Annotated in this window: 16 protein-coding genes; 8 read left to right on the forward strand and 8 right to left on the reverse strand. The window is 43.3% G+C overall.

Annotated elements, in window-relative coordinates; all coding sequences use genetic code 11:
• Positions 1 to 23: 23 nt before the first annotated feature.
• The gene (locus tag V202x_RS23130; RefSeq protein ID WP_145179187.1) at positions 24 to 530 is read right to left on the reverse strand and encodes an NUDIX hydrolase; all 507 of its coding nucleotides are present in this window, start codon (positions 528 to 530) and stop codon (positions 24 to 26) included.
• 103 nt (positions 531 to 633) lie between these two features.
• Positions 634 to 978: an FHA domain-containing protein gene (locus V202x_RS23135; protein ID WP_144986031.1), complete on the reverse strand. Its 345-nt coding sequence runs from the start codon at positions 976 to 978 to the stop codon at positions 634 to 636.
• A 404-nt stretch (positions 979 to 1382) separates the two neighbouring features.
• On the opposite strand from V202x_RS23135, the gene V202x_RS23140 reads away from it, so the two are divergent.
• From V202x_RS23140 to V202x_RS23165, 6 genes are all read left to right on the forward strand, one after another.
• Positions 1383 to 1838 (forward strand): hypothetical protein, encoded by a 456-nt coding sequence (locus V202x_RS23140; protein ID WP_145179188.1) that lies wholly within the window; start codon positions 1383 to 1385, stop codon positions 1836 to 1838.
• Between the two features lie 236 nt (positions 1839 to 2074).
• The gene (locus tag V202x_RS23145; RefSeq protein ID WP_145179189.1) at positions 2075 to 2659 is read left to right on the forward strand and encodes a glutathione peroxidase; all 585 of its coding nucleotides are present in this window, start codon (positions 2075 to 2077) and stop codon (positions 2657 to 2659) included.
• A 71-nt stretch (positions 2660 to 2730) separates the two neighbouring features.
• Positions 2731 to 3900: an iron-containing alcohol dehydrogenase gene (locus V202x_RS23150; RefSeq protein ID WP_145179190.1), complete on the forward strand. Its 1170-nt coding sequence runs from the start codon at positions 2731 to 2733 to the stop codon at positions 3898 to 3900.
• 215 nt (positions 3901 to 4115) lie between these two features.
• The gene (locus V202x_RS23155; protein WP_145179191.1) at positions 4116 to 5039 is read left to right on the forward strand and encodes a 1-phosphofructokinase family hexose kinase; all 924 of its coding nucleotides are present in this window, start codon (positions 4116 to 4118) and stop codon (positions 5037 to 5039) included.
• Positions 5036 to 5740, forward strand: coding sequence for an ATP-binding cassette domain-containing protein (locus V202x_RS23160; RefSeq protein ID WP_145179192.1), 705 nt, complete (start codon positions 5036 to 5038; stop codon positions 5738 to 5740). The genes V202x_RS23155 and V202x_RS23160 overlap by 4 nt, the downstream gene beginning before the upstream one ends.
• Positions 5741 to 5858: 118 nt before the next feature.
• On the forward strand, positions 5859 to 6224 hold the full coding sequence (locus V202x_RS23165) for an STAS/SEC14 domain-containing protein (protein WP_145179193.1): 366 nt from the start codon (positions 5859 to 5861) through the stop codon (positions 6222 to 6224).
• Between the two features lie 39 nt (positions 6225 to 6263).
• On the opposite strand, the gene V202x_RS23170 is transcribed toward V202x_RS23165, so the two are convergent.
• From V202x_RS23170 to V202x_RS23185, 4 genes are all read right to left on the reverse strand, one after another.
• Positions 6264 to 7799 carry an AAA family ATPase gene (locus V202x_RS23170; protein WP_145179194.1) on the reverse strand — a complete coding sequence of 512 codons (1536 nt, stop codon included), beginning with the start codon at positions 7797 to 7799 and terminating at the stop codon, positions 6264 to 6266.
• A gap of 154 nt (positions 7800 to 7953) precedes the next feature.
• The gene (locus V202x_RS23175; protein WP_145179195.1) at positions 7954 to 8694 is read right to left on the reverse strand and encodes a class I SAM-dependent methyltransferase; all 741 of its coding nucleotides are present in this window, start codon (positions 8692 to 8694) and stop codon (positions 7954 to 7956) included.
• A 53-nt stretch (positions 8695 to 8747) separates the two neighbouring features.
• Positions 8748 to 9944 carry a DUF3419 family protein gene (locus V202x_RS23180; RefSeq protein ID WP_145179196.1) on the reverse strand — a complete coding sequence of 399 codons (1197 nt, stop codon included), beginning with the start codon at positions 9942 to 9944 and terminating at the stop codon, positions 8748 to 8750.
• A gap of 38 nt (positions 9945 to 9982) precedes the next feature.
• Entirely contained in the window at positions 9983 to 10891 is a 909-nt protein-coding gene (locus tag V202x_RS23185) for a UDP-2,3-diacylglucosamine diphosphatase (protein WP_144986041.1), read from the reverse strand.
• Positions 10892 to 11248: 357 nt separating this feature from the next.
• Here V202x_RS23185 and V202x_RS23190 point away from each other — a divergent pair, with 357 nt between their 5' ends.
• Positions 11249 to 12049 carry an ABC transporter permease gene (locus tag V202x_RS23190; RefSeq protein ID WP_409996690.1) on the forward strand — a complete coding sequence of 267 codons (801 nt, stop codon included), beginning with the start codon at positions 11249 to 11251 and terminating at the stop codon, positions 12047 to 12049.
• Between the two features lie 20 nt (positions 12050 to 12069).
• Here V202x_RS23190 and V202x_RS23195 read toward each other — a convergent pair whose 3' ends face one another.
• Entirely contained in the window at positions 12070 to 13797 is a 1728-nt protein-coding gene (locus tag V202x_RS23195) for a hypothetical protein (protein WP_145179198.1), read from the reverse strand.
• A gap of 192 nt (positions 13798 to 13989) precedes the next feature.
• On the reverse strand, positions 13990 to 14766 hold the full coding sequence (locus V202x_RS23200; RefSeq protein WP_145179199.1) for a glycosyltransferase family 2 protein: 777 nt from the start codon (positions 14764 to 14766) through the stop codon (positions 13990 to 13992).
• A 303-nt stretch (positions 14767 to 15069) separates the two neighbouring features.
• Between V202x_RS23200 and V202x_RS23205 the strand changes: the two genes are divergently transcribed.
• On the forward strand, positions 15070 to 15678 hold the full coding sequence (locus tag V202x_RS23205; RefSeq protein WP_145179200.1) for a superoxide dismutase: 609 nt from the start codon (positions 15070 to 15072) through the stop codon (positions 15676 to 15678).
• The last annotated feature ends 186 nt before the right edge of the window (positions 15679 to 15864 follow it).

A 15864-nucleotide genomic window follows, 5' to 3' on the forward strand; every position in this document is an offset into this window, starting at 1 on the left:
TTGCCATCGAATAGCAGTAATGATCACGAACCAAAATTCTCTCGATACCAGAAATAGAGCTGACGAAATGGGGGAGTGAACTGATCAGAAGATTCCTGCAACATTGCATCAATCGTTTGTAATTCAAAAAAATCTGCCCGCTCAATTTCTTTGGGATCGAAAGTGAAGGGGCCATCTGAAAATGTACGGAACAAGATCGTATGCTCGTATGCGCTCTGCGGTGTACCAGGAAATTTTTTCAACGGTTCGAGAGGCGTTGCTATACCAATCTCTTCCCACATCTCCCGTTGAGCCGATTCAGCATAATCTTCGCCTGCACTTAGATGTCCTGAAGCCGAAGAGGTATAACAATGGGGATATTCATCTTTGGTGGCAGAGCGAAACTGTAATAGCAACTCATTCTGTGAATTGAAGACAAATACATTCGCAGCACGATGTAATAGTTTGCGCGCGTGAACAATAGAGCGGGGCAGTTGTTCTAATACTCGATCTTGCTCGTCAACCACATCAAACAGTTCTTCTGATTCCATTGAGAGAACTTCACTTATGGTTGGATATGTAGAACATCAGAGCGCGGAATAGAATGAACCGATATCGAGTCAGTGAAAAAGAAAAAATTAAAAAGACAGGAAACTAAATAGAGTTCTCAGAGAAATAACTTTCTTCGAAATTTTCCTGGCCTTCGCCATCGTAATAACTAACAACATAATTCGCCATACCAATGGTTATGATATCACCTGGATAAAGCAATGTCTCGTTAACGATCTCAGAGTTAACTATCGTGCCATTTGTAGATTCCAAATCACGCACGCGAACTGCATTATTAACAAACATCAATTCACATTGCTGCCGACTCAACATAGGATCAAGAATTCGTAAATCGCAACTATTACTTCTTCCCAATACAACGGGCAATTCATCAATACTGACATCAATATCCGGTAAATCAGGATGGTCACTGATAAGATGAATTTTCATGGAAAGAACCTTTTCACTCTCTGGCAGAATGAGAATCAAGTTGTTGATTCTTTAATCATCTGCGATTGGGGTGGGTCAAATAAGGGGTAGGCAATAGCGAGGATAATAACGGAATTTAAGTACATCACATATGCAAACTCTTATGCGTAATTCTACTAATAAATTACTGGACCTGCAATGGGAAACCACAAAAAGATCGTAAAATCTGAATTTCCCTCAAAATGAGGTGAATCAGAGATTTCCGAATTAGTGTGGAATACCGGAATACATTGGCTTTTCTTTAGTGATGTCGGTCAATTCCTTAAAAATTCAGCCTTTTGTAACTCCTTTAGGAGTAAAATTTTAATGGGCTCACAAGTTAGAAATTCTGCAAATTCGATATTCAAAAAAGGCACACTTTTAAGATGAGCAACTTTGTTGGTTCGTTTATTCTATTCCAAAATTCCTTCGATCAGAAACTCCACTGGTTGGCTCACTGGAACTATGAACGCCAGGAATTCATGCTGCCGGGGGGCAGCAAAAGACCATTTGAAACGTTCCAGCATTGCCTGATTTCTGAACTTGAAAAATCATTTGAACTCGTCCCGTTTGATGATTTTATCCTTTTTCAGGAACCGTTGGCCCACCTGGCTTTCAGTGAAAAGATGCGCTCTTCGCAAGAGTCCGAACATTTTATCATTGAGTTGTTCGAATTTCAGTCTCTGAATGAACATGCACAAAAAGTCCTTGAATGTGACTTGCGAAATCGTTGGGTCAACGTGCAGGAAATTGAAGAAGGCTCAACTGCTGATGGTTTTCCCATTTCCAGTTTATTTCGTTCTCTGTTCCATAAAGCTAACCTCGCCAATCGTCTCTCCTAACCCATACCATAAATTTTGCCAAAGTCTTCAAGCATCTTGGGTATCTGGTTACTGTTTCATCAATGATTCACTAGAATTAATCGTAATAAGACTTGATTCCAGCATGATTGATCTAGTTTAATTTACAATACCCAATGAGGGACCGCTTCGTTCTCGCAAGATGCGATCTAAGAAACCATTCGTTTTATTCGTTCTGGATTATATACATCATCTGGACACAAACTTTGGAGAGATCTATGAGAAGTCTCAAAACAACAACAATTCTTGCGGGAATACTGGCAATCGCCTTTTCAAGTTCGTTCGCCGGTGAAACCAGTAAAAAATCAGTTCCACCTGTCCTGAAACACAAACTGAAATCACTTGATGGTAAGGATGTCGACCTGAGTAAGTACCAGGATAAAGTTTTATTAATTGTCAATACTGCCAGCAAATGCGGCGCAACACCACAATACAAAGACCTGCAAGCACTCCATGAAAAGTACAAAGACCAGGGGCTAGTCGTTCTTGGATTTCCCTGCAATCAGTTTGGTGCTCAGGAGCCTGGAACCGCATTACAGATTTCTGAGTTCTGTACCAAAAACTATGGGGTCACTTTTGACATGTTCAGCAAAATCGATGTCAATGGTGAAAACGCCGATGATCTCTATAAGTACCTGACATCCAAAAAAGCAAATCCTAAAACCGCTGGTCCAGTAAAATGGAACTTCGAAAAGTTTTTGATCAATCGTGATGGAGAAATTGCAGCACGGTTCCGAACACGCGTCAATCCGCAGTCTAAAGAGGTAACCAAAGCTGTTGAAGCGGAATTAAAGAAGAAATAATCATTTGCTTCTCACACATCAAAGGGATACATCTGGATTAGGTGTGTCCCTTTTTTTATGAAATATGTTCCATGAATTACGATTTTTTCTCCCCTCAACAAATCCACTTTGGCTGGGAACGATTCAATGAAGTAGGACAGCTTGCTGCTTCGCTCGGTACACGTGCTTTGATCATTTCTGGCTCACGTTCGCTGGAAGCAAACGGTGTGATTCATGATTTGCAAAGATTGCTATCCCGTGCAAATGTCACCAGCGAATTGATCCGAACGGTTTCAAATGAGCCACTGGTCTCCGACGTTGATCTGACCACAAATATCCTACATCACAGTGGAATTAGAGCAGGGGATTTTGTCATTGGAATTGGTGGAGGCTCTGGAATTGATCTGGCCAAAGCTTGTGCTGCAATGGTGACAAACCGTGAAAGCGACTCAGTTCTGGATTATCTGGAGGGCGTTGGTCGTGGCTTAAGTCTGACTCAAGCGCCACTCCCCATGCTGGCAATTCCCACCACTGCGGGTACAGGTAGTGAAGCCACGAAGAACGCCGTCATTTCCAATCATTCACCGGCATTTAAAAAAAGCTTGAGAGCCAATCAGATGATTCCTGATCTGGTGCTCTGTGATCCAAAACTCTCGTGTTCCGTACCTCCCCACATTACTGCACAAACCGGAATGGATACCATTACCCAACTGTTGGAAAGTTACATCTCCTCTCGTGCTAAACCCATTCCACAGGCACTCTGCCTGCAAGGACTCAAGTTAGCATTACCTGCACTCGCAGAGGCAGTTGAAGATGGAGACTCTAGAAGTAGTCGAGAAAACATGTCGCATGCGGCGTTACTTTCCGGAATCGCATTGGCCAACTCCGGATTGGGAATGGCACATGGAGTTGCTCCGGCCCTTGGAATTCACTGTAACATTCCACACGGATTAGCGTGTGCCGTCATGTTACCTGCAACCCTCAAAACAAATTTATCAGTTCGTCAAAAAGAGTATGCTGAAATCACTCGTTTTATCTCGCCCGAACTTTCATTTGATGAAACGGACGCGGCTCAGTATCTCATTGATCAGATACAAGCATTAAACAACCGTATTAAGATTCCCTGTACTCTCTCTGAACTTGGTGTAACTCACTCACAGATTCCGGACCTCGTCGCCAGTTCGCGAGGTAATAGTATGAGTGGAAATCCTCGAGAAATCTCAGATGAAGAGCTGACACATATCCTGGAAGATCTGTTGTAATGATGAAAATTCTACGATCAAACCTGATCGACGCTACGTAGGCCGCTGGCTGTCCGTAAAGTGTGCAAAGAATGTCGTACTCATTTTAATTCGTTCTCGCTTTCGTTAGAATGCTGTCGTAACGGTTTGGCACATTCTACTAAATAAAGTAGTACCACACTTTTTCGAACAATATATTTTTCCAAATCCATTCTTTCAGACAGGGCATTGACAGCATGATTATCGCAGCCGGCCTGAGCCCGGCCTGGCAGCAAATTCTGGAAGTTGATCAGTTACGAACAGGGGAGGTCAATCGCTGCCGAACTGCTCATTGGTGTGCCTCGGGAAAAGTGATTAACGTGGGAATCGCTTTACAACATCTAGAGGTTCCTAATAAGACGATATTTCCTGCCGGAGGTCCGATTCGAACTTTCATTGAGCAAGACCTTGATCTTTTAAAAGTTCGCTATCGTGTATTGGACCAACAAAACCCGACTCGTATTTGCACCACTGTTCTGGATCAATCTTCAGGTCAGACAACGGAGCTTGTCGAAAATGCGTCACCACTCTCTGAAAAAGAACTCAACGCATTTTCAAACGAATTTAACCGTTGGGTTTCAAAGGCAAATATCGTAGTCCTCTCTGGATCACTTCCAGCGGGAACACTAGCCACATTTTATCGTGACCTGATTGCTGTGGCAGATTGCCCTGTGATCCTGGATGCGCGTGGTCCTGAATTGGAGACGGCATTAAGTCAAAAACCTTTCCTGGTGAAACCGAATCTCGAAGAACTGGAACGCACACTTTCCTGTTCTCTTTCCAATACCAAAGAACTGATCGAAGGCATGCAGGAAATCAATCGGAGAGGCGCAGATTGGGTTGTGATCTCTCAAGGAAATGCATCATTATGGGCAACATCAGGAGACCAGGTTTTTCGATTCACGCCTCCTCCAGTCAAAGGTGTGAATCCCATTGGGTGTGGTGACAGTCTTGCTGCAGGAATTGCCGCCGGTCTGTATCGAGAGTGGACTATTCCCGATGCGATCCGCTGGGGTATGGCTGCCGCTGCTGATAATTTGACTCAACTACTGCCCGCGAGACTCTCGCTACCCAAAGTACAAGCGTTTTACGAAGAAGTCGAACTGGAACAAATAGCTTGATCAACGAACCAAATAATCAAAAACCTGCTCTGCTGGCAGCTCAGCAATTGGGACGGCAAACAGAAACCGGACAATGGCTCATCAGGAATTTGTCGCTCACAATCCACTCAGGTGACCGGATCGCCATCGTGGGGCCAACCGGTTCCGGAAAATCGCTCTTTTTACGTTCTCTAGCAATCCTGGATGAAATTCAGGAAGGCGAGATTCATTTTCATGGCAAGCTTATAAAGGATAAACAGATTCCGCATTTTCGCAGTCAGGTGGTTTATCTGCAACAACGACCTGTCTTAATTGAAGGAATCGTGCAAGCCAACTTGGAATTCGCATTGAAATTTCAAACGAATCAACATAAACCTCAAGACACCTCAGCTGTTTTAAATTTACTGAACTCGTTTGAGAGACCAGAAGAATTCCTACATCGTCATTCCAGTCTACTTTCAGGCGGAGAGGGACAAATTGTTGCTTTACTACGTGCCCTGGTGCTATCACCACAAGTACTGCTCCTTGATGAACCAACGTCGGCACTCGATCAGCAGACTGCAAAAATGTTCGAATCGATCATTTTAACCTGGATGGAAACTTCAGAATTGAACCCCGCATTTGTCTGGATTACACACGATCAGAGTCAAGCACAGCGAATCGCCAGCCAGATCATGACGTTTCCGTCAGGAAATATTTCTGAAAGTCAAAAAACCCCATGAGCATTTCGCAGGATGATCTCTTTTGTTAATAATGAAATGAATCCGATTGGAACGAAACCGGATTTTAAGTATGATTATGATGTTGAGCTTTCTCTCACCTCTTCTAAGGAGACAACAGATGCCCGTTAATATTCAGCAACATGAGGATCAGAATTACCTCGAAATTCAGATGTCAGGAAAACTGACCAAAGAAGACTATCATGAATTCATTCCAATCATTGAAACCATGATCGAGCAAAAAGGGCTGTTACACATTCTTTTAGAGCTGCATGATTTCCATGGCTGGACAGCCGGTGCTTTGTGGGAAGATATCAAATTTGACGTGAAGCACTTTAACGACATCGCACGCCTGGCTATGGTTGGCGAAAGTAAATGGCAAGAAGGCATGGCTACCTTCTGCAAGCCCTTTACTAAAGCAAAGATCAAGTACTTTGAAGCCTCTGAGTTGGAAGCAGCAAAAACGTGGATCACCGAATCTACATAAGAAATGGCGAAACCCAAAACCGTATTCACGGCCATGGATTCAATCACGCGTTTTGACAAGTTGAACCAGCATCTCAGTACTCCATTCCTGATCTGCAGGAATGGAGACTGCCGTTTTATTTTCCGCTTCTGAAAGTGGCTCAGCCACTTCTAACTGCCGCGCCAACACTTCTATTGTTGCATCTGATGGATCGTCGCTGAAGACTTGCCGGTCAATGATCCGTGATTCGAGAGTTTTTCGGTCTGCAGAGAAGTTCAGAAGTAAAAAGGGCATCTGTAAACATTCTGCTAATTCTTGAAATAAGGAACGTTGCCAGGCTTTTAAAGTGGTTGCATCTACAATGACAGTCCAACCTGCTTTCAAAATCATTTGAGCAAGTTGGGACAATTGCTGGTATGTTTTCTCTGTGACTGCCAATGAATAGAGTTCTACTTTCTCAAGCTGGTTTTCCCTTTGTATGCGTTTGCGTTCCACGTCAGAGCGGATACGAATCGCTTTCATTCCTTCCAGTAATAAAGCACTTCCATACGATTTCCCACTACCAGAAACACCATGAGTCAAAATCAACAATGGTTTTGTTCCGAGTACGTAATTTTTTGCGAGTTCTAAATACGAGTGAAATTCTTCATAAATCTGAGTCGTTCTTTGATGGGCAGACTGCTGTTGATTAATACGCAATGCTGCAACTTTTGCACGCACCATTGCCCGATACGACATATAAAACCATAACAAGGGGATACCTGCATAATCACCAGTTATTTCCAGATATCGATTCAGAAACCGCATCGCGTAATCAGGACGTCCACGATCTTCGAGATCCATGACGAGAAATGCGACTTCACTCATGACGTCAATCCAACGCAATTCCGCATTGAATTCGAGACAATCAAAAATCGTCACTCCTTTTTCGCTAAGAATCATATTTCCCAGGTGCATATCGCCATGACACTCACGAATAAATCCTTGAGATTTGCGTTGTGCAAGCAAAGTTTGATGTTCTTCATGCCATTTTTCGTTTTCCCTTTGAATCAACTCGACCGATTCCATAATCGCTTTATCAGATGCAAACTGTTTCCTCAATTGCCGAAAGTTTTCCTCCACCGGAGCCATAACCATTTTCGGCGTTCCCGCTTCGGTATCCGCGCCTGCAATTGCTATCGATGCATGAAATTCAGCGACTTCCTGAGCCAGCAAATCAATGTGCTTCGCTCTTAAGTGATCTTGTGTAATGGCTTGACTGAGGAGTTTTTCCTGAGGAAACTGCACCATTCGAACCGCGTAATCGAAAATTTCCCCCTCGCCGTTAAGTTGAGGTGCTGCTTCAGTTCCCGTAATTGGAACTACATCCAGATAAAGTTCTGGTGCCAGCCTGCGATTCAGGCGTAGTTCTTCTTGACAATATTTTTCTCGAAGTGCCAATGTTGAAAAGTTAACAAACCCCAGATTGACATGCTTTTTGAGTTTGTATGCATAGTGTCCCGTCAATAACACCCAGGAAATGTGTGTCTCTAAAACCTGAAACTCGTCAACCGGGTGATCATAGAGCGATTTATTTTGTAATGATTCGATCAACATGGTGCATCTTCCCTGCGCATTCTGTTATGTATATTTTTTTACTGAGTTCATATCATAACAGAAAATCAGTAAAGATTAGAGTCATACCTCTAAAGCAGGAAACACCATTGGAAAATAATTAGCTGTATCTCAGATTCCCTACTGCGTCTTAAAATCAGTTTTTTTGTGCAATCAGAATATAGTAGGGAGCTTTCAGTAGAGGAAGGAAAGGAAGGCTCCCCAGATTTTCAATGAGCGAGATGACTTCAAAACGATCATGCAGGTAGGGAAGGTGATCAGGATTTAAAAACACATTATCACTGGAAAACCAAACTGGCCAGAAGTTTCGCTGAAACCACGAATGAGAAGCATGATTTGACTGTGGATATTTTCGCGAGACATAAAAATCGACAATTCCGAGTATTCCACCAGGTCGTAGCAAATCCCAAGCGTGATTCACGGCCTGAAACCAATCTGGAATCATTGTTAACGAGTAGGAAAACGTGATGAGATCGATCTGCGTTTCAGGGGACCTAAAGGTAGTAGCATCCGCACAAATGGCTTTGACGTTAGACCAGTTCTGAGTCATGATGCGTTTCGAGCAGACATCAAGTAGTGGCTGACACAAATCAACGAGATAAGCCCGCTGAAACTGACAGAGCTTTTGCCCCCACAATTCTGCATTCTCACCTGTTCCGGCCCCCATATCTACCCATATTCCATTATCAGGAACAGGCAGACTTTCGAATAATTCACAGCGACCATGCAATAAACGTTTACGAAATTGATCGTAACCTGAGGCTTGTCCCTGATAAAAAGAATTCAGACGTTCGGAATGGGTTTTCCCGTCAATTCTGGAAACCAGCAAATGCCATAGCGTTTTTAAATCATTGAATCGGGCACTCAGATTGCTCATTGATTTCTGCTTTTTAGTCTAAATCATCCGACAAACGTTATTATAGAACTGTGTTAAACCATTAAGTCAGCAATATAGAAGCTTCCATATGTATTCACGCGATCTCGTTCATGCAATTCAGAGGCGAGTTGCGTTTGATACTTGAGTGATTCGCCGACTTCCTGCTCTTGTCCTCCACGTCGTACTTTTAAAGGATCAATAAAATCAACAGTCATGCCGGCACTACGCCAGATAATTCGGGCTTTTTGTGCAGCGCGATCAAAGATCGCCTGCCATTCACTCTGTAACATTTTTGGCTGTGCACCGGCCATCCAGTCCATATGATCGAGCAATACGTAGCGAGAAATATTTCCTTGATACCGTCTCAAAAATCCTTCTACAGTATTCGTATTCACAGTCATGCGGTCAATTAAACCTGACTTGAGTCTTTGAAAATTTTCCGGCTTGAGATACTCTGGGCAACAGTCATGCTCATAGCTTCCTGTCAAATAAACACGCCAAAAGTAATTGTCCTGTAATGAACGATTTGTAAACACTGTTTCAATCCGATCAATAACAAACTGCGCGATCCCGCCAGCGTAAGATTGATCAATCTGATTCCGTTGCTGGCGGGGTACTCCCAGCATCGATAGTGTTAAATCCCGGCGCATCCACCATTTGATCATACGTGTCCACAGTAATTCGTTTAAATTCCGAGACTGGTATATGGAACTTTGCTCGGTTACATCCTGGGCTGCCAGTAAGCTATTAATATCATCACGAATTTTCGCAACCCGATCGATGTAACAGTTCACGAGCCAGGCAAATAATCCCGAGGAACCGCGGAAGTAAAAACTGGAACGTCTCCCTCCACAGGAAAAAAAACTTCCATGACGGTCCCAGTATTTCTGAGCCGTCAATGACAAATCAGAACGTAATTTTTGAGAATACAAGCTCTCCCAATATTGAGATTTCCCTCGACCAAACAAGTCAAAAAATGATTCGTAATCCAGGTTACGAATAGCTGATCGTTTCAACTCAAGCAGTGCGTTTTGTTTTGGGTTTACATCGACTGCGTGAACAGACCTGGGTTCATCCAACAAGTAATCCAGCGCGTTACACCCCGCGGATGTGATCACCAAAACTTCATCCTCGGTACTAAGATTCAAAGCTTTCCGATCAAGACGTGGATCTTCCCAACAGGTGTTGTAAACCAGATTACTTTGATGAACCAGCTGAAAACTCTTACGGCTAATCCCTTCAGAAATCATTTATTCTGTTCCTGCTAAAGTATTGAAAACAGGGTTGATTAACGACGAATCAACCTCAAAGGGTGTAATCTTTTCAGAAAACGGCTCAGCACACCTGGAACTTGCAGTTCATCAAACTCTCGCTGCAATCCCAGCTTCTTGACTGGTTGCTCCTGATTCATGGGCTGATGCGAAGAAGCCTTCTCCTGATCAAAAAATACAATCTCCATTTTGCCATCGCCATATTCAATCAACGCACTACAATGCTCGACCCAATCACCCGTGTTACAGTAATTGACTCCCTCAATATCTAAAATGTTAGGTGCATGGATATGACCACAGATGATTCCTTCACAACGATTCTCGCGAGCGTGCCCGGCCAGCTTTTGTTCATAATGACTGATAAACCGCATCAATTGTTTAACGCGTGACTTTACAGCCGAAGACAATGCATATTTCTTTTGGCCTTTTCGTTTCAATAGTCGATTGAATAACGTATTCGATGTCAGCAAAACATCGTAAGCAAAAGAAGCCAGAATAGATAACCATTGCGCTCCGGTTTCGAACTTGTCAAATTGGTCACCATGAATAATCAAAAACCGACGGCCATCCGCTGTAATATGCACGAACTCATCGGAAAGAGTGACAAATCCAAAGCGTTTCCCAAAATCACGGAGAAAATTATCGTGATTTCCAGGGGTATAAAAGATTTCAGTTCCTTTTGAACTCAATTCTTCGACCCGGTCGAAGATCGCGTTATAGGTTTGTGGCCAACGCCACTTCTTACGCAATTTCCAACCATCAATCAGGTCTCCTACCAGATACAAAGATTCGGGCTCATGTAAATTCAGGAATTCCAAAAACTCACTGGCTCTGGAGTGCATGCATCCTAAATGCACATCGCTGACAAAAATTGTACGAACTTCCCTACTGACTGAGTCAGCGCCTTGTTTCTCGGACGAGATCATATCATTCTCCTTAATGACATAGCTCCGCGAAAACATTTACCCGCTGTTTTACATTCTCCACACAGATCAATCTTTGACTGTTTCGTTATTTGTTCTGTTTTCATTCTGGCGAGGATGATAACACTCCATTATTCGCTGTTGATGAATGCAAAGTTAAGGTCTCAAGAATTCATAGAATCAAAAATCCGTCTTAAATAAAGATTTTGTTAAGGGTACATTGCTTTGAAATGAAGCATATCCCATTAATGAACTGATGTAGATAAAGACTTCACATAGTCCAATGAAGACTTTATGATCCAAATCACAGAGTTACTTCGCTGTATTACTTCTCGAAATTCAGGAATCCACAAGCAGGTGATCTCCATGTATGACTTAACTCCAATCAATATTGGTCTAGCTGTCATGTTGGTCTTGATCAATGGAATCATTTCCATCTGGATGAAACTAAAGTTGGAGAAACAACTGTTGCTTGCCTCAATTCGTGCGATTGTGCAATTGTTACTGATTGGCTTAATCCTGGAATGGATTTTCGAACTTTCGTGGTGGCCTATCATCGGTCTGTTAATGTTCACGATGACGTTGATTGCGAGTCTCACCGCAGTCCAACGTTCTCAACGTCGTTTTCCGGGAATCTGGTTAAACAGCACCGTAGCGGTTTTTGCCAGTTCCTGGCTGGTCACCGGATTCGCATTAGCGGCTATTATCCCACCACATAGCTGGTCAGAAAATCCTGCTCAATACCTCATTCCCCTGTTGGGAATGATCCTGGGTAATACGCTCAATGGTATCTCATTGGGTCTTGATCGATTGAGTGAAGAATTGGTGATGCGCAGGGCAGAAGTGGAATTGAAACTCACTTTGGGTGCCACTCGAAACGAAGCGGCTCGACAGGCGCTTCAAAATGCGGTCCGTTCCGGGATGACACCCATTATCAATTCGATGATGGTAGTAGGCCTGGTTTCACTTCCGGGTTTGATGACGGGGCAAATTCTAGCCGGTGCGAGCCCACTGGATTCTGTGAAATATCAGATTGTCATCATGTTTCTGATCGCGTCGGGAACCGCATTGGGAACCGTTATTTCTGTGCTGCTGGGCTTTCGATGTTTGTTTAATTCCAAACATCAATTCCTGTTCGATCAGATCAGACGAGTAGGGTAGGGTACAAAATCAACTGAAAATTATTCATATTTGAGATTATCAAAGAGTTGCTTGAGAACCTGTTCCGGATAGAGTGCAAATGAAATCTCACGACTTTGAATGACTTCATTTGCTTTGATTTGCTGTCGCACAGAAACCAAATCCTCGTTAATCTGATCCCGCAAATTCGAAGTCAACAGAGCGAGTTCAGCATCGATTTGTTTGAATTCTCGAAAGCGTTGTCTGTTGTGGCGTCTACGTTCTGCCTGATTCATAGCTTTAGCCCGGTCTTCTCTTACCTTTTGTTGCTCGTGTATCAGAACCTGTTTTCTTTTGACTAAAGAGGCAGCTTTCGGCAATTGATTCGCATTCAAGTGTCGATCTGAATTATAGTCCAGATCGCGCAACACCTGCAAAAGGCAAGTTTCATCACATTGCTGAATATCAAACGGTTGGCAAAAAGGTAAATATTTTGTTGCAGACAGGGTCATGTAACGAGGGGGAGTCAGATGAAAAAAACGTGTAAAAATCCGATCGGTCATTTCATCGTATTTTGCACCACCAATTCCGTGAACAAACAGGTCCCCCAGAAACAATCGAGCAAATAATGTTGTCGTCAAAGCCCGTGTTCGCAATCGAATTCCCTGTGCGGATAATTGTTTCAAAACCTTGATGCCGGCAGATAAATCGCAATTTTCCTGCATCGGCAGTGTGGTGATCACATTCTTCCCGTCCGAAAGAAGAATACGATTCTGATCCCGCTTAATGAATAATTGATGCCGGTGGGTTTCTCCGACGCGCCAGATCCAAAAGGGAGACTCGATCCAGCCATCTTGCTCTGTTAGTTCCGGGACAGGGTGTGTTTTACTTCGCACACGATTCACTCGACGATACTCACCCAGTACTTCATTATGCGTATTTCGAAATTGTTCAGCAAATTTAAACAAATAACAAGCAAACCACAAAAATGGACTGGTTTGACAAAGACGACTGATTGGGATTTCAAGATTTTCGATCCCCCAGCGTTGCTCTTGTGCATGGCGTGCTGCCACCAGACAATCAGCCAATCGGTCTGACACTTTCATATGAGCGATTGCAGCAGGCCAGATTTCACTCAATAAAGGTGAGGAAAGCTCTGGCCATTGTTCGAGCGCCTGTTCTGTTCGCTCTGCAAACGAACAGAATAAGTCCTTATTTTGAATTGTTGTTTCTTCCCAGGGCTTTTTCTCGATGGATTCATCAAAAGAAATGTCTGAGAAAAAAGGTGCTGAACGAGTGCCTTGAGGTACTCGGATGGATGTAGAACTGACGAGATCGTTATCAACAATCAGATTCAGACTCAGAGTTTGTGTTTTTTGGGCGACTTTACCAATCAGTAAGTTCTTTACCCACACACCAGGATGATATAAAGCAGGCTGATGTCCAGTAATCAACAGCAAGCGCTCGTTGAAATCTTCTGGAAGCTCGATATCCTTCCCTGTCAATTCCGATGTATAGCGTACTGCTTCCTCTAAAACAGCACGACGAGCCCATTCTCTAAGACCGGATATGATTTTGCCGCTTCGGTCCCGTGAACAGGCTTTGAACACTCTACGATTTTCTTCGGCATCACTGAGCATCTGACTCAGCTCAGGACGGGAAAAAATCGCGTCGTCATATCGCGGAACCAATAAATCCTGTTTCTCCCATAATAGTTCTGGGACCGTACCAGGACCAGAATCAAATCGGGAATCGGGATTCTTACAAGGAAAAGTAGTCACTGAAGACATTTCAATGCTTTAAGGTGTGCTGAAATCGATTATATGAGTAGTGAAAACAGTCATTCATGAGACATGAAAACTATATCTGAGCACTCTAGTTTGACCAATTTATTACTGAATGTCGAGCCCGTTTGAATTCAATTCAAATAGAAATGATCCTATGCGTACTATGATAAACAACTATTTTGAGTTGCTGGTAATTTATTCATTGTAAGAATCGGCATGATCGTTACAACTCTCAGTCGTACAGCAGGTTAATCCAGAAGCCTGAATTTCACGATCTAGTACTTCATCGTAATACGCTTTGCGTTTGATCGCATCATCCAATGAGCCTCCAAAACTACGTTCCTCTTCGAGATAAACGAGTGGGACAGGAAATTCAAGAAGCTTCATTCCATGTGCGGCTGCCTGGACCCAAAGCTGCAATGGCATCGCGTATCCCATGTCGGTTATCTTGAATTTTGAGAGGGACTCAATCCGATACGCTTTCAATCCACAAAAAGCATCGCTGATTTGAAATCCCAGCTGGTCATTGATTCGCTGAGTTACTGCTACATTGATTTGTCGGCGCTCTTCAGGAGGGATACTATCGCTGGAAAAGCTTTTTAAATAACGACTCCCGGAAAGAATATCCAGTGGTTCACTTTCAAAACTTTTACGCATTTGCATGACTAAATCAGGTAATAACGCTGGTTCGTGCTGACCATCGCAGTCAATCGTTACCAGTACATCATATTTATCCAGATGATCTATTGCATAATCAAATGCACTTTTCAGGGCAGCACCGTAACCTCGATTCTGTGGATGAGAAATCACTTTGATTCCTGTCATTGCTTTGAGCCGTTCTGGAGTTTGGTCTGAGGAGCCATCGTCAACGACCAGGATATCCTCTGCATACTTGCTCACTTCGGTCAAAACTTCGACCACATGGCTCTCTTCATTGAATACGGGTAAAGCAATCAATGCTTTCCTGCTCATATACAGCTCCTTCAAGATTCTGGAGTTCTCTATCAGATTTGTCAGGCACAGTTTCATTGTAGGACAGATCATCACAGGGTCAACTATTCTAGTTCCGCAATGCGAACTAACGCCTGAACATTGCAAAAACTTAGAACCCGGTTGGTTGTGAGAATGGTTTAATCTTCTACAATAGAACCAGAAGATGTATTTGCAGAAGCATGAGTTTCGTTTTCAAACAAACGAGTTCGACACATCAGGCAATATACGTAAAATCACTAACAACTAAGACAATTTACATGGAACTACGAAGGAGTTAATCGAATGTCTTATTCGCTTCCCGATCTGCCCTATGCCTACGATGCACTTGAGCCGCATATTGACGCGAAAACAATGGAAATTCACCATACTAAGCATCATCAGGCTTATATTTCCAAAGCAAATGCCGCTCTGGAAGGACACAGCGACCTTGCAGCCAAATCCATTGAAGATCTCGTATCTGACTTGAGTGCTGTACCAGAAGCGATTCGTGGTGCGATTCGAAATAATGGTGGTGGTCATGCTAATCACAGCTTATTCTGGACCGTGATGTCTCCGGATGGAGGGGGAACCCCCAGTGGTGATCTTGCAGAGGCTATTGACTCCACTTTTGGTAGCTTGGATGCGTTCAAAGAACAGTTCTCCAACGCCGCTGCAACACGGTTTGGAAGCGGTTGGGCCTGGCTGTCTGTTGATGGCGGAAAATTAGTTGTTGAAAGCACCCCAAACCAAGACACTCCGCTCTCTGAAGGCCGAACTCCCATCTTGGGACTGGATGTCTGGGAACACGCATACTACCTAAACTACCAAAACAGACGCCCTGATTACATTTCAGCATTTTTCAATGTAGTTAACTGGGATGAAGTAGCGAAGCGGTATGCTGCAGCCAGTTGAACAGCCATTTGGTCGTGCTTTTGATTGATTTGAAACGTCTACCAGTTCAGACTAGAAATCTTCGACGTTTCAAGATTTTAAGTATCGATCAAAAACAGCTTTTGCATCGACAATCAACCCCTAAATTGCCGATGAAATGAAAGCGGCCTTCAAAAATGAAGGCCGCTTTTGATATTAGGGGATTTG

Origin of the sequence: Gimesia aquarii, from assembly GCF_007748175.1 — a bacterium.
Classification (GTDB): Bacteria; Planctomycetota; Planctomycetia; order Planctomycetales; family Planctomycetaceae; genus Gimesia; species Gimesia aquarii_A.